This window comes from Streptomyces shaanxiensis (assembly GCF_039537145.1).
Classification (GTDB): domain Bacteria; phylum Actinomycetota; class Actinomycetes; order Streptomycetales; family Streptomycetaceae; genus Streptomyces; species Streptomyces shaanxiensis.
This window is the reverse complement of the sequence record NZ_BAAAZY010000003.1, coordinates 524,820-538,850: the sequence shown is the minus strand read 5'-3', so window position 1 is coordinate 538,850 and position 14,031 is coordinate 524,820. Positions and strand designations below refer to the sequence as shown.

Here is a 14,031-nt window from a genome sequence, read left to right as displayed (position 1 = left end):
GTACGACACGGACCGGCAACGGCAGCCCGACCGGTGGCCGGCCGGAGACCGTGGGGAGGGCTCCGGCCGGACCGGGCGGGGGGTGGCCGGCACGGACCGAGGGGGAAGCGACCGTGACGGCGCCAGGAGTGATCTCGCGAAAAGGAAATGTGAAGGACATCAGGTCCGGGAACGCGGGCAGAGGCCGCGCGGCGGCGGATCCGGCGCCACGGATCCAGGGGGGAGCCAGGGAGAGTTGTAGACCTGAGGGTCAGTCAACGTCAAGGAGTAGCAGGGGAGTTGATGTTCTCTCCGGTGCTTTTCGTGGCTCCCGGAAGCACGTGACCCACAGGCGGCACACAACCAACACCCTTTTTCCACAACTACCTTGACCCTCGTGTGTAACCACCGGTAACTTCCCGGCTGGCTACTGCGGAGTACGAGAAAGCCCTTGCACCCGCCGGGAGTTGCGAGGAGACGTGCGCCGTGGGCGCTGTCCGCGCCAGGACAACGTGCCGCTGATGCCCTACCCGCACTTACCTGCACCTGGGAGCAGTTATGGCCTCGTCCTCGGACGTCACCTCGTCCGCCGACCACACACCCGAGAACCCGGAAAGCGGTTCCGCCCCCGAAGCGTCCGAATCCCCCGACGGCCCCGCGAGAAGCGGTCGGGTCCGGGCGCGCCGGGCCGCCGTGATGGCGGTACCGGCCACCCTCGTCGCCGGCGCCCTCGCCGTCCTCACCGCCGAGGGCGCGCTGGGCGTGCAGTTCGCGATCTCCGGCATGCCCTTCACGGTCACCGCGACGGAGCTCAACGGCACCGGATTCGAGCAGTTCGGCGGCCTCGACGAAATGGCGCCGGGCAGCCCCAACGCGGGGGACACCGGCGGTCAGGTCCTGGTCGTCACGTCCGCGATCAAGAACGCGACGCTCACGAAGCTGTGCCAGAGCGTCGACCTCGGCGGCACCAACCTGCTCATCACCGCGGGTGGCGGGTCGGAGAAGGTGACGGCGGTCGATCTGACCACCGACTCGACCGAGCTGTCGGGTGACGCGGCGTTCAACAACATCGAGATCGGCAACGACGCGAGTACGTTGACCAAGGCCGGGGTGAAGGGGCCGATCGGCGTCTTCAGCCAGCAGGCGGACACCGTGCACATCGCGAACCTTCGGCAGACCAACTATGCGACGACTGCCGGGGTGTTCAGGCTTCCCGGACTGAAGCTCCGTTTCAGCAGTTCGGGTTGCCCGTGAGCGAGCGTGCGGGTTTTCGGTCGGCCTTCCGTCGTTGGCGGGCCGACCGGCCCTTCTGGGGCGGGTTGTCGCTCACGCTGGGCGGGGTGTGGATTCTGCTCACGATGAAGGCTTCGCTGAAGGTCGTCCTGCATGTCGGTACGCAGGGGCTGGCCGGGTATCTGCTGCCGGGGCTGATGGTGTTGCTGGGGTTGCTGGTGCTGTTCAATCCGGCGCAGCGGCTCTTCTACTCGATCACCGGGGTGCTGGTCTCGTTGGGGACCTGGCCGACGTCGAATCTCGGTGGGTTCTTCGTGGGGTTGTTGCTGGGCGTGGCGGGGAGTTCTCTCGCGTTTGGGTGGCTGCCGGACCAGGAGCCTCGGCGGAGTCGGCGGCAGCGGAGGAAGGAAGCAGCAGCGACAGCGCCGTAGGGGCTGTTCTCTGTTCGGCGAGTGCGGGTATGTGGGGGCTGGTCGCGCCCACGCGGCGGAGCCGCATATCAAGTACAGCCCCGCGCGCCTAGGTCGGACGCCTTGCCCCCACCCACAGGAGGCTCTCTTGCCCGATGGCATCGACACCGACACAGCCCACTCCGCCCGCATCTACGACTACATCATCGGCGGCAAGGACTACTACCCCGCCGACCAGGAGGCCGGCGACGCCATGGTGCGTGAGTGGCCCGCGTTGCCCGTTCACATGCGGGCCAACCGGGACTTCATGAACCGTGCCGTGCGGTATCTCGCCGCCGAGGCCGGGATACGGCAGTTCCTCGACATCGGGACCGGGATTCCGACCTCGCCCAACATCCATGAGATCGCCCAGTCGGTCGCCCCGGAGTCCCGGGTCGTGTACGTCGACAACGACCCGCTCGTGCTCACGCTGTCCCAAGGGCTGATGTCCGGCACGCCCGAGGGAAGGACGGCGTACATCGAGGCCGACATGCGTGACCCCGCGGCCGTTCTCGACGCCCCGGCCTTCCGCGAGACCCTCGATCTCGGTGAGCCGGTCGGGCTCACCGTCATCGCGATCGTGCACTTCCTGCTGGACGAGCACGATGCCGTGGGGATCGTGCGGCGGCTGCTCGAACCGCTGCCCGCGGGGAGTTACCTCGCGATGTCCATCGGCACGGCCGAGTTCGCGCCGGACGAGGTCGGCCGGGTCGCCCGGGAGTACGCGGCCCGGGGCATGCCGATGCGGCTGCGCACCCTCGACGAGGCCGGGGAGTTCTTCACAGGTCTGGACCTCGTCGAGCCGGGCGTCGTCCAGGTCCACAAGTGGCGTCCGGACGGCACGGGCACCGAGGTGGTCCGGGACGCGGACATCGCGATGTACGGAGCGGTGGCCCGCAAGCCGAGTTGACCCGGTTTGCGAGAGCAAGCGGTATGGGCGGGCCGGAGCCCGGTCCGCCCTCCGGCCAGCGGTTCATCACGATGTGGGAGCAACGACTCACGCCTTGTGGTTGCACACTTGACTACCGGCGGTCACACGCGATTGGCTCCGCCTCAGCGAGAGTTCACAGGTCGGCGCACCCCCTCCCGGCACCGCCCGGTCTCTCGTTCGTTCCTCCGGCTCGGCCGCACAGCGAGGTGCCGCACCCTCATGAAGACCCCACCCCCCTCCCCCGGTTCCGCTCGATTCGCGGCCCTCACGGCCGCCGCCTGTCTGCTGCTGTCCGGCTGCTCCGCCCTCGGCGGGACCGACGACGCGTCGGGCGCCGACGCGGCGGCGAGCACCGCACGACTGAAGGTCGCCGTCATCACCCACGGCGGTGAGGGCGACGACTTCTGGGAGCTGGTGCGCAAGGGTGCCCAGGCCGCGGCCACCAAGGACCACATCGATCTGACCTTCGCGAGCGACTCCGACCCGGCGGGTCAGGCCGAGTTGGTGCGGGACGCGGTCCGGCAGAAGGTCGACGGCATCGCGGTGACCCTCGCCAAGCCGTCGGCGATGACGGGTCCCGTCAGCGAGGCGCGCAGCGCCGGCATACCCGTGGTCGGCCTCAACTCCGGTATAGACGACTGGCAGTCCGCGGGGCTGCTGGGCTACTTCGGCCAGGACGAGAGCGTCGCGGGCCGGGCCGTCGGCGGAAAGCTCGACGACCTGAAGGCCAAGCACGCGCTGTGCGTCATCCACGAGCGCGGCAACGTCGCCCTGGAGGCGCGTTGTGCGGGCGTGAAGAAGACGTTCGGCGGCGAGACCGAGAACCTCTATGTGGACGGCACCGACATGGACGCGGTCACCGCCACGGTCGCGGCCCGGCTGACGCAGGACCCGAGCATCGACGAAGTCGTCACGCTGGGCGCGCAGTTCGCGCTCGCCGCGGTGAAGTCGACCGACGAGGCACGCAGCAAGGCCCATGTCGCGACCTTCGATCTCAACAAGGACCTGGCCGCCGCGGTCCAGGACGGGGACGTGCAGTTCGCGGTGGACCAGCAGCCGTATCTGCAGGGCTATCTCGCCGTGGACTCGCTCTGGCTGTACCGGACCAACGGCAACACCCTCGGCGGCGGCGAGGCCCCCGTGCTCACCGGGCCGGCGTTCGTCACCAAGGCGAATGTCGCCGCGGTCGCCAAGTTCGCCGCCAACGGGACCCGCTGACCGGACACTTCCGCCGACGGTGTCGCCAAAGATTCGGTCACGTGTGACGCGTACGTCCACATGTACGGATAACATCCTGCGAACCCCCTGTGACGCACCGGACACGCGCCCACCCCACGCGCCCGTCCACCTTCCGCTTGTCCCCCATCCGCTTGTCCCCTCCGCTGATCGCCCTAGGACGACAATGTCTCCACGGACAGGTCCCCGGCGCCGCCGCCTCGGCTCCATACGTCTCTCCCTGATCCTCCTCGCGCTGGTGCCCAGCGTCACGCTCGCCGCCGTCTGGAGCGTGACGACGATCCAGATGTTCTCGGAGGGCCTGCGGCTGCGCGCCCAGACCGGGTTGAGCAGGTCGACCGGGGCCATGGGCACCGAGGCCACGCTCGCGCTGCAGCAGGAGCGCAGCTACTCGGCCGTATGGCTCGCCACGCGTCAGGAGGCCGCCCGCGCCGGGCTGGACGAGCAGCGCCGCAAGACGGACAAGGCGGTCGCCAAACTCCTCGCCCAGTCGGACGCGATCCAGCAGGCCCCCTCCCGGATCAAGGACCGGCTGTACTCGGTCGTCGCGTCCGTGAGCAGCCTGGAGTACTACCGGGGCCAGGTGGACAACCCGACCGACATCCCCGCCGCGCAGGCCCTCGGCCAGTACACGTCGATCATCGACGACCAGATCCACGCGTTCCAGGAGCTCTCCCAGGTCGACGACGGCGATCTCACCTCGCAGGCCGGTCCGCTGGTCTCGCTGGAGCACGCGGCGGAACTGATGTCCCGGGAGGACGCGCTGCTGACGCTGGCCTCGCCGTCGCGGAAGATGGACGAGAAGACGTGGACCGAGTTCGCGGAGCTGGTGAACACCCGCCGCTGGCTCGTCGGGGACCAGATCCTCCCGTCGCTCACGGGGAGCGCGAAGGCGGAGACCGAGCGGATCCTGGGGAGCCCGCAGTGGCGGACCCTGGAGACCGTCGAGGACCGGGTGCTCGCGGCCCGGGCGGGGGCCCGCGCCGAGGGGGACATCGCCGTTCCGGACGCGCAGAAGGAGTGGCGGGCCGCGCTGGTCAAGGTCTCCGACGAGTACGAGGTGCTGATCCGGCAGCAGACGACCGGACTGCTGCAGCAGAGCGCGGACAACGCGCGCAACCTGCTGATCAAGGCCGCCTCCCTGAGCGCGGGCGGTCTGGTCGCCCTGCTGCTGTGTGTCGGGATGTCCTGGCGGATCACCCGCTCGCTGTCCCGGCGACTGCGGGGCCTGCGGGAGGCCACCCTGGGACTCGCCCAGGAGCGGCTGCCCGACGTGGTGGCCCGGCTGGAGCGGGGCGAGAAGGTCGACGTCGAGCTGGCGACGCCGCCGTTGGACTACGGCCACGACGAACTGGGCCAGGTGGCCAAGGCGTTCAACACCGCGCAGCGCACCGCCGTGCACACCGCCGTCGAACTCGCCGACACCCGGCGCGGCTTCCAGAAGATCATCCTCGGCATCGCCCGGCAGAGCCAGAACCTGGTCAACCTCCAGCTCACCAAGCTGGACGCGCTGGAGCGCGCGCACCAGGACCCCGAGGTCCTCAAGGGCCTGTACGAACTGGACTCCACCGCCAGCCAGTTGCGCCGCTACGAGGAGAACCTCGTCATCATCAGCGGCGAGCGGCCGGGCCGCAGCTGGAGCGAGCCGGTCGCGCTGATCGACATCCTGCGCAGCGCCGTCGGCGAGGTCGCCGAGTACCAGCGGGTGGAGGTGCAGACCGAGGAGGAGGTGCATCTCGCGCCGCCCGCGGTGGCGGACGTCATCCATCTGCTGGCCGAGCTCATCGAGAACGCCACGCTCTACTCGCCCGCGCCCGCGCCGGTCGGGGTGCGGGCCGCGATGGTGGCCAAGGGGCTGGCGGTGGAGATCGAGGACCGCGGCCTCGGCATGTCGGAGGAGGACTACGACTCCTTCAACTCCCAGTTGGCCGAGCCTCCGCAGTTCGACGTGGTGGCGCTCGCCGACGACCTGCGGCTCGGCATGTTCGTGATCGGCCGGCTCGCCCGGCGGCACGGCATCGCGGTCACGCTGCGCTCCTCGCCGTACGGCGGCACGACGGCGATCGTGCTCATCCCGCACGACGTCGTGGTGCGGGACGTGACCGCCCCGGACCGGGAGGAGGTGGAGCACGCCGGTGCCGCCGAGCCCGAGGAGCCCGTACGGGAGTCCCGCCCCGTCGTCCCGGCCCGCACCGCACCCGCCCCTGCCCCCGCACCCACCGCGGGCCTTGACGGCCTCACCCCGCTCCCCCGCCGCGTACCGCAGACCAGCCTGGCCGCGGAACTGCGCGAGGAGGCACAGCCCGCCGAGGAGACCGGGCACGCCGACGACTTCACCGCGGAGCAGGCCGCCGCCTCCCTCGCCTGCTTCCAACGGGGCACGCTCCAAGCCCGCGACGACACCGGCGACGAAACCCCGGACGCGTCCGAGGCGTCGGAGCTGCGGGTTCCGGCCGCTCGGCGGGCCCGTGACGACGGCGCCCGTGCGGAGCCGTCCGCGGCCGCCGACACCGCCTCGTCGGGCTCGTCCGCCTCCTCCCCCACGTCCTCCACCCCGCCCGCCGACCGCTCATGAAGGACATCGCCATGACACGCCCCACCCCCGCCACGGACACCCAGCTCGACCAGTTGCTCACCGGTCTCGTGGAGCGGGTCGCCGACGTCAACCACGCCGTCGTCCTCTCCGAGGACGGGCTGGTGGTCAGCAAGTCCACCGGGTTCCTGCGCGACGACGCCGAGCGGCTGGCGGCGACCGCGTCCGGCCTGATGAGCCTCAGCAAGGGCGTCAGCCTGGACTTCCGGGGCGGCCCGGTGCGCCAGGCGCTGATCGAGATGGCCAACAGCTATCTGATCCTGACCTCCGCCGGGCCGGGCGCCCATCTCGTCGTACTCACCAACCAGGGCGCCGACGTCGGTGTGGTGGCGTACCAGATGAACATGCTGGTGAAGAAGATCGGCGAGCACCTCTCGGCGGCACCGCGGGCCCATGTCGGCCCTGGCGCGTGAGGTGGGCGGAGACGATACGGCGGGGCGGCTGGTACGTCCGTTCACGCTGACCGGCGGCCGGACCCGGCCCAGCCGCACCGACTTCACGCTCATCACGACCGTGACGGCGGTGGATCCGCCGCCGGAGCGGGCCCCGCGGCCGCAGCCCGAGCAGACGCGGATCCTGCGGCGCTGCGCGCGGCCGATCGCCGTCGCGGAGCTCGCGGCCCATCTCGACCTCCCGGTGAGCGTGGTCGCCATCATGCTCTGCGATCTGCTGGAGGCCGGCCTGATCACCGTGCACCCGCCGCATCCCGTCACCCCCCGCACCCCGGACCTGGACCTGCTGCAGAAAGTGAGGGACGGCCTTGGCCGGCTCTGACACCACCGTGGAGGCGATCGCACCGCCCGACACGGTCAAGATCCTCATCGCCGGCGGTTTCGGTGTCGGCAAGACCACCATGGTCGGGTCGGTAAGCGAGATCGCCCCGTTGCGCACCGAGGAGCCCCTGACCGTCGCGGGCCTCGGCATCGACGACCTCAACGGCATCGAGCAGAAGCAGGCCACGACCGTGGCCCTGGACTTCGGCCGGATCACCATCAGCCGGGAACTGGTGCTGTATCTCTTCGGTACGCCAGGGCAGCAGCGGTTCTGGTTCATGTGGAACGACCTGGCGATCGGCGCGCTGGGGGCGGTGGTGCTGGTGGACGTCCGCCGGCCCGACTCCAGCTTCGCGGCGATCGACTTCTTCGAGCGCCGGGGCATCCCCTTCGTCGTCGGCGTCAACGGCTTCTACGGCGAACACCCCTACCCCGCCGAGGACATCAGGGACGCCCTCGCGCTCGCGGCCGATGTGCGGGTGCTGCTGTGCGACGCGCGGGATCGCGAGTCGTGCCGGGACGTGCTGATCGCCCTGATCGACCAGCTGATCGCCGACGCGCGCAGGGCGAGCTGAGCCGAGGCCGTCGTATCGGGTGGCGGGAAACCGCCAAGGGCGACCATGTGATTGACGCGCCACCGGCACTCTCCTACTTTCTGGTCGATCAACCGAACTTCGTTCGAAATACCGACCGTTCGGGAGCCCCCCGCACCCCTGGAGAGCCGCATGACGAACCCCTCCCGCAGACACTTCCTCGGCATGGCCGCCACCGTCCCGCTCGCCACGACCGGCGCCCTGGCCCTCGGTGCGGGAACCGCCCACGCCGCCGACTCGGCGTACGCGATGGTCTACTTCACCGAGTCCAACACCATGCTGGAGGCGAACTACAACCTCCACCTGGCCGTCAGCACCGACGGCCTGCGCTGGACGCCGCTCAACCAGAACGCCCCCGTCGCCACCCCGACGCTCGGCGCGAAGGGCCTGCGCGACCCGTTCCTGCTGCGCAAGCAGGACGGCACGTTCGTCGTCCTCGCGACCGACCTGAGCGGTACGGACTGGACCCGCAACAGCGTCTACATCCACGTCTGGGACTCCACCGACCTGCGCACCTTCACCGGCTACCGGCTGCTGAAGCTGCACGACATGACCACCACGCACAGCTGGGCGCCGGAGGCCTACTGGGACGCCTCACGCGGCCAGTACGGCATCCTCTACTCGTCGGTGAACAGCAGCGGCCACAACGTCATCATGGTCAGTTACACGACCGACTTCCGTACGACGACCAACCCCCAGGTCTTCTTCGACCCCGGCTACGACGTCATCGACGGCAACCTCACCCTCGGCGTGAACGGCGTCAACTACCTCTACTACAAGAAGGACCAGACCCTGGTCGGCGCCCGCTCGACCACCCTGAACCCGGGCAGCTTCACCCCGTTCAGCACCGGGGTCGCGCACGGCGGCACCGAGGCCCCGACGGTGGTGAAGTCCCTGACCGGCAACACCTGGTTCCTCTGGGGTGACACGTACACACCCAACGGTGTCTTCTACGCCTGGCAGAGCAGTGATCTGGCCTCCGGTACCTGGACGGCCGTGGACCAGAAGCTCTACACCCAGCCGCTCAACTCCAAGCACTGCGGCATCCACCCGATCACCTCGACCGAGTACACCAACCTCATCGCCAAGTGGGGCGCCCCGGCCTGGAACCGCCTCAAGTCGTACAACTACCCGGCGCGTTACGTCCGGCACAGCGGATTCGCAGGCCGGATAGACGAATACCCCTTCGACCCGTTCCCCGACTCGCAGTGGAAGCTCGTGCCGGGCCTCGCCGACTCCTCCGCCGTCTCGTTCCAGTCGGTCAACTACCCGGCCCGGTATCTGCGGCACTACAACTACGCCCTGCGCCTGGACGAGAACGACGGCACGTCGACGTTCGCCGGGGACGCGACCTTCCACCGGACGGCCGGGCTGGCCGACTCCGCCTGGTCGTCGTTCCGCTCGTACAACAACCCGACGCGTTACATCAGGCACGCGAACTACGCCCTGCGCATCGACCCGGTCTCCACGGCCACCGAGCGCCAGGACGCCACGTTCCAGGTCGGCTACTGAACAACTCCCGGCAGCAGTACGGCGGGGTGGTGGCGGCACGCCGGCCGGCCCTCACCCCGCCGTGCGGGACGTCAGTCCAGGCCGGCCGACTTCAGCCAGGCCTTGGCCACGTCGAGCGGGTCCTTGTTCTCCAACTGGACCTGGGAGTCCAGGTCGAGGAGGGTCTTGGTGTCGAGCTTGGCGGAGACCGCGTTGAGGGCGTCGACGCCCTCCTTCGAGAGGCCGCTCTTGTAGACCAGCGGGGTCACGTTGGCGTACCCGAAGAGGTTCTTCGGGTCCTTCAGGACGACGAAGCCCTCCTTGGTGATGGTCGGGTCCGTCGTGAAGATGTCCGCCGCCTGCACGGTGTTCTTCGTCAGCGCCGCCTGGGTCAGCGGGCCGCCCGCGTCCAGCGCCTTGAAGGACTTGAACTTCAGCCCGTACTCGGACTCCAGGCCCTTCAGGCCCTGCTGCCGGGTCTGAAACTCGGGCGAGCCGCCGATCACCAGGTCCGGGGCGATGTCCTTGAGGTCCTCGAGGCTGGACTCGGCGGTCAGTTCGTACTTCTTCGCCGTCTCCGCGTTGACGCTCACGGAGTCCTTGTCCTCGGCCGGCGACGACTCCAGCAGCGTCAGCTTGGAGTCCAGCTTGGACTTCACCGCGGCGTTCACGGCGTCGGCCGACGTCTGCTCCGCCTTCGAGTCGAGGTAGGCGAGCAGCGAGCCGTTGTACTCCGGCAGCACCGTGACCGACCCGTTGCGCAGCAGGCCGTAGGTGGTCTCGCGGCTGCCGATGTTGGGCTTGTAGGTGACCTTGATGCCCTTGGCCTTGAGAGCCTCGCCGTAGATGTCGGCGAGCAGGATGCTCTCGGCGAAGTTGTTCGAGCCGACGACGACCGTGTCGCCGCTCGCCCCCTCCTCGGCGAGCGGGTCGGACGTGTCGGAGGAGGAGCATCCCGCCAGCAGTACCGCCGTGGCGGCGAGCGCGACGGCGGCCGCGCCGGGATGGTTCCTGAGGGACCTGCTGCGTGAGGCGGTGAGAGTCACGATTCCCGTTCCGGATTCTGGGGATTGGGTGAGCGAAGAAAGCTCTTCCACTGATCCAATCCAGCCGGTTCTCTCCCAGTCAAGAGCAATCCGGTCACCGATTGGCCTCGAACAATGGTCACTTGTGATCCGTGTGACGGGGCAGGTTAAGGGGGGACGGTTGGGGCGGAGGGTGTTGTAACGGATTCTTGACGTACAGTTCCGGTCACGAACGGCAAGAGGCGGTAGTCTCCCCGACGTTGACCGGGTTGACGTGCGCATACAGCCGATCCGGAGACGATCGACAACGGTCACGTGAGACCTCGCGCGCGCCGTGTGACGCCCATGAAGGAGGCAAGTCGGTGTCCACGCAGGAGGTGGGCGCGCCCCGCCCGCGTCGTCCACGCGGTTTCGCCGACCGCTGGACCTTCCGGCGCAAGCTCAACCTTCTGGTCGGTGTGCCGCTGACCGTGGTCGCGGTCCTCCTCGCCTACCTCATCGCCGAACAGACCGCGCAGTCGCGCAACGCGGCGGACGCCGCCCGGCTGGTCCGGGAGAGCGTCGAGGTCGCCACGCTCGTCGACCGGCTGGCCGCCGAGCACCAGCAGGCCGTCCTGCTCTCCGTGCGGCACGAGGCCACCGAGGGCCGGGCGCCCTCGTCCGCCGCCTACCGCACCGCGCAGTCCATGGTGAACGTCCAGATCGAGCGGGTACGCGACGCCTTCGGGGACCGGCTGCCGGAGACCGAGGCACAGGCACTGCGGGGCGTCGAGGGCCTGAGCAGCCTGCGGGACACCGTCGAGCGGGCGTATCTGTCCGCCGAGAACATCGACCCGGCGTACACCCACGCCACACAGGCCCTCATCGACGGCCTGGCGCTGGACCGCAACCCCGATCTCGCGACCACCTTCACCGGCAACCTGCTCGACTCGCTGCTGCGCGCGGGCGCCGCGCACAGCGCCTTCGAGACCGGCGTCTTCTCCGCGTCGACCGGTGACTCCAACGCGCTCATCGAGTTCATCGGCGCGATCGGCTCCTACGACGAGTACACCCACCAGGCCGACCGGTTCAGCAGGTTCGCCACCGAGGCGCAGACCGCCCAGCTCTCCGGGATCAAGTACACCGCCGCGCAGACCGTCATCAGCCGGCAGTTCGCCGAGTTGCAGATCGACCCCGGCGGCGTGCAGGGCGACTCACCCGCGGAGATCCGCAAGTCGCTCGCGGAGGCGCTCGACTCCTACCCCGCCTACCGGGACCAGGCCAAGACCCGGCTGGCGATCACCACGTCACTCATCGGGCAGATCGCGGACCGGGCGGACAACGCCTCCGAGGAGGCCGCGTGGAACGCGGTCCTGCTGCTCGGGCTCGCCGTGCTCGGCTTCGCCGTCTGGCTGGTCCTCGCGATGCTGGTCCGCCGCTCCGTGGTCCGGCCGGTGCAGGCCCTCACGGGCGCCGCGCGGCAGGTCGCCGACGTCGCCGAGCGCGAGCTGGGCCGGGTGGCCGACGACGACGCCGAGGACGACGGTCCACCCCGGCTGCCCGAGATCCCGGTCGCGGCGCGCGACGAGATCGGCGAGCTCGCGGATGTGTTCAACCAGGTGCAGAAGACAGCGGTCGCGCTGCTGGAGCGGCAGGTGCTCAGCCGGCGCAACGTCGCCGAGATGTTCGGCAACGTGGGCCGCAGGGTAAGCAACCTGACGACACGTCAGCTGGCCCTGATCGACGCGGTGGAGCGTGGCGAGACCGACCCCGCGCTCCTGGAGCGCCTCTACTCCATCGACCACATCGCGGTACGTCTGCGCCGCAACGCCGACAGCCTGATGCTGCTCGCCGGTATCCACGAGGCGGACCTCGACGCCGGGCCCACCGCGCTCACCAACGTCGTCCGCGCCTCGCTCGGCCAGATCGAGGGCTACCAGCGGGTGGAGCTGCGTGCGCGGACCGAGGCCAAGGTGGAGCCGGAGGTCATCGGCGACCTCACGCTGATGGTGGCCGAACTCCTGGAGAACGCGGTGTCGTTCTCACCGCAGGGCCGCCCGGTCGAGGTGACGGTGGCGAACGGCGAGCACGGCACCGCGGTGATCGTCGTCGCCGACCACGGCCTCGGCATGAACGCCGAGCGCCTCGACGAGGAGAACGCCCGCCTGATCCGCCGCGAGCGACTGGATCTGGTCCCGACGAAGGTCCTGGGCCTGTTCGTGGTGGGCACGCTGGCCCGCCGCTGGGAGATCACGGTCACGCTGTCGCGCACGCCCGGTGGCGGTGTGACGGCCGAGGTGACGGTACCGCCGTCGCTGCTGGTGTCGGGGAGCACGACGGCGGCCACGGCCACGGCGGCCTTGGCGGCGGTGGCAGCAGTGGCGTCCGAGGAGACGCAGACGGACGACGGTGCCCCCAGCGCTTCGGCCACCGGCCCGGTGCCCGCCACCACGACGCCGTCGGCCCCCGTCTCCGGACCCCGGCCGTCGGCGGACGCGCAGAGGGATGCCCCACAGCCGGACAGTGGTGCGGACGGGGACGGGCCGCGTCCTCTCCCCCGCCGGGTCTCCCAGCGGGGAGGCACCCCGGGCGGCGCGGCGAAGTCGGCCGCCCCGAGCGGCGCAGGGGACGTGGCACCGCCGTCCGGGTCCCGGCCGGGCACGACACCGCGCATCCCCGAGGCCCGGACCGAGGAGCCTCCCGAGCAGCCCCCCGCGGTGGTCCGGCCCCGGACCGGCGACGCCGACCCGGCCCCGGCGGACCACGCCCGCGCCGACCAGTCCGACCCGTCGGCCCGGTCCAGGCCCGACCAGCACACCTCGGCCCACGCGGGCGAGGCGGACCAGTCACCCTCCTCCCGCACGGGCGGTGCGCACCAGCAGCCCTCCCCCGCCGAGGACCGGAGCGACCGGACGCCCGCCGCTGCCGCGAGCCGCCCCGACGCGGCGCCCACGGCCGCCCCGGTGGCCTCCGGCGAAGCCCCCGCCACCGGCCGCCCCCTGCGTCGCCGCGTCCGAGGCGCGACCCTCCGTACGCAGGTCGGCGCCTCCGCCCAGCAGGCTGTGGCGCGGCAGGGCGTGCGGGCCCTGGACGCGGAGGCCGTGCGGGCGACGATCGAAGAGTTCGAGGCCGCCGTGGAACGCGCGCACCGCGACAGCGGGCACGGCGGCGATCGAGCAGGCACCGGAGAACCCTCCGCACCGGCCACACCCCCAACCCCCCAGAAGCACGACCAGAACGACCCCCCGGAAGGAGCGGAGCAGTGAGCACGTCGACAGGTGGCACCCCGACGGGAGGCGCCACGCCGGCCGAACTGCAGGCCGCCGCAGCCGACTTCACCTGGCTGCTGAATCGCTTCGCGACCGAGACGGCCGGCGTCGTGGACGCCATCGCCGTCTCGTCCGACGGACTGCTCATCGCCGTGTCCGAACTGCGGGAGCAGGCCGACTCCGAGCGGCTCGCCGCGATCGTCTCCGGCATCACCAGCCTGGCCGCCGGCGCGTCCGGCAACTACGGCCTCGGCGGCCTCAACAAGGTCATCATCGACCTGGAGGGCGGCCACGTCCTGGTCTCCGCGATCGGCAGCGGCGCCGTGCTCGGCGTCGTCACCGACAAGGAGGCCAAGCTGGGCAACATCGCCTACGAGATGACCGTGTTCGCCAACCGTGCCGGCGCCGCCCTCAGCCCACAGCTCGTGCTGGAGCTGAAGAACAGCGTCGGCGCCGCGTCGGCCCGCTGACCGGGGAGAG

Annotated in this window: 12 protein-coding genes; 11 read left to right on the top strand and 1 reads right to left on the bottom strand. The window is 70.3% G+C overall.

Features of this window, described 5'->3' with window-relative positions; translation table 11 throughout:
* Positions 1–537 precede the first annotated feature (537 nt).
* From ABD932_RS04440 to ABD932_RS04400, 9 genes are all read left to right on the top strand, one after another.
* Positions 538–1,233: a DUF6230 family protein gene (locus ABD932_RS04440; protein WP_345008742.1), complete on the top strand. Its 696-nt coding sequence runs from the start codon at positions 538–540 to the stop codon at positions 1,231–1,233.
* The gene (locus tag ABD932_RS04435; RefSeq protein WP_425587401.1) at positions 1,230–1,643 is read left to right on the top strand and encodes a DUF6114 domain-containing protein; all 414 of its coding nucleotides are present in this window, start codon (positions 1,230–1,232) and stop codon (positions 1,641–1,643) included. Before ABD932_RS04440 ends, ABD932_RS04435 begins: the two co-directional genes overlap by 4 nt.
* 127 nt (positions 1,644–1,770) lie before the next feature.
* The gene (locus ABD932_RS04430) at positions 1,771–2,571 is read left to right on the top strand and encodes an SAM-dependent methyltransferase (protein ID WP_345008740.1); all 801 of its coding nucleotides are present in this window, start codon (positions 1,771–1,773) and stop codon (positions 2,569–2,571) included.
* Between the two features lie 240 nt (positions 2,572–2,811).
* Complete coding sequence (locus ABD932_RS04425) at positions 2,812–3,810, top strand: substrate-binding domain-containing protein (RefSeq protein WP_345008739.1); 999 nt, start codon at positions 2,812–2,814, stop codon at positions 3,808–3,810.
* A 184-nt stretch (positions 3,811–3,994) separates the two neighbouring features.
* Positions 3,995–6,403 (top strand): sensor histidine kinase, encoded by a 2,409-nt coding sequence (locus ABD932_RS04420; protein ID WP_345008738.1) that lies wholly within the window; start codon positions 3,995–3,997, stop codon positions 6,401–6,403.
* Positions 6,404–6,414: 11 nt separating this feature from the next.
* Positions 6,415–6,834: a roadblock/LC7 domain-containing protein gene (locus ABD932_RS04415; protein WP_048586515.1), complete on the top strand. Its 420-nt coding sequence runs from the start codon at positions 6,415–6,417 to the stop codon at positions 6,832–6,834.
* Positions 6,815–7,195, top strand: a complete 381-nt coding sequence (locus tag ABD932_RS04410) for a DUF742 domain-containing protein (RefSeq protein WP_345008737.1) — start codon at positions 6,815–6,817, stop codon at positions 7,193–7,195. The genes ABD932_RS04415 and ABD932_RS04410 overlap by 20 nt, the downstream gene beginning before the upstream one ends.
* Positions 7,182–7,769 (top strand): GTP-binding protein, encoded by a 588-nt coding sequence (locus ABD932_RS04405; RefSeq protein ID WP_345008736.1) that lies wholly within the window; start codon positions 7,182–7,184, stop codon positions 7,767–7,769. The genes ABD932_RS04410 and ABD932_RS04405 overlap by 14 nt, the downstream gene beginning before the upstream one ends.
* A 150-nt stretch (positions 7,770–7,919) precedes the next feature.
* On the top strand, positions 7,920–9,299 hold the full coding sequence (locus tag ABD932_RS04400; protein WP_345008735.1) for a glycoside hydrolase family 43 protein: 1,380 nt from the start codon (positions 7,920–7,922) through the stop codon (positions 9,297–9,299).
* A gap of 71 nt (positions 9,300–9,370) precedes the next feature.
* Here ABD932_RS04400 and ABD932_RS04395 read toward each other — a convergent pair whose 3' ends face one another.
* Positions 9,371–10,324: an ABC transporter substrate-binding protein gene (locus ABD932_RS04395; RefSeq protein WP_345008734.1), complete on the bottom strand. Its 954-nt coding sequence runs from the start codon at positions 10,322–10,324 to the stop codon at positions 9,371–9,373.
* 341 nt (positions 10,325–10,665) lie between these two features.
* On the opposite strand from ABD932_RS04395, the gene ABD932_RS04390 reads away from it, so the two are divergent.
* Both ABD932_RS04390 and ABD932_RS04385 read left to right on the top strand, forming a co-directional pair.
* Positions 10,666–13,548 carry an ATP-binding protein gene (locus tag ABD932_RS04390; RefSeq protein ID WP_345008733.1) on the top strand — a complete coding sequence of 961 codons (2,883 nt, stop codon included), beginning with the start codon at positions 10,666–10,668 and terminating at the stop codon, positions 13,546–13,548.
* Positions 13,545–14,021 carry a roadblock/LC7 domain-containing protein gene (locus tag ABD932_RS04385; protein WP_126395864.1) on the top strand — a complete coding sequence of 159 codons (477 nt, stop codon included), beginning with the start codon at positions 13,545–13,547 and terminating at the stop codon, positions 14,019–14,021. The genes ABD932_RS04390 and ABD932_RS04385 overlap by 4 nt, the downstream gene beginning before the upstream one ends.
* Positions 14,022–14,031 lie beyond the last annotated feature (10 nt).

What these genes read in the sequence shown, in the direction of transcription:
- ABD932_RS04440 (WP_345008742.1), top strand. Translation starts at nt 538, where the DNA reads ATGGCCTCGTCCTCGGACGTCACCTCGTCCGCCGACCACACACCCGAG.
- ABD932_RS04425 (WP_345008739.1), top strand. Translation starts at nt 2,812, where the DNA reads ATGAAGACCCCACCCCCCTCCCCCGGTTCCGCTCGATTCGCGGCCCTC.
- ABD932_RS04420 (WP_345008738.1), top strand. Translation starts at nt 3,995, where the DNA reads ATGTCTCCACGGACAGGTCCCCGGCGCCGCCGCCTCGGCTCCATACGT.
- ABD932_RS04415 (WP_048586515.1), top strand. Translation starts at nt 6,415, where the DNA reads ATGACACGCCCCACCCCCGCCACGGACACCCAGCTCGACCAGTTGCTC.
- ABD932_RS04410 (WP_345008737.1), top strand. Translation starts at nt 6,815, where the DNA reads ATGTCGGCCCTGGCGCGTGAGGTGGGCGGAGACGATACGGCGGGGCGG.
- ABD932_RS04400 (WP_345008735.1), top strand. Translation starts at nt 7,920, where the DNA reads ATGACGAACCCCTCCCGCAGACACTTCCTCGGCATGGCCGCCACCGTC.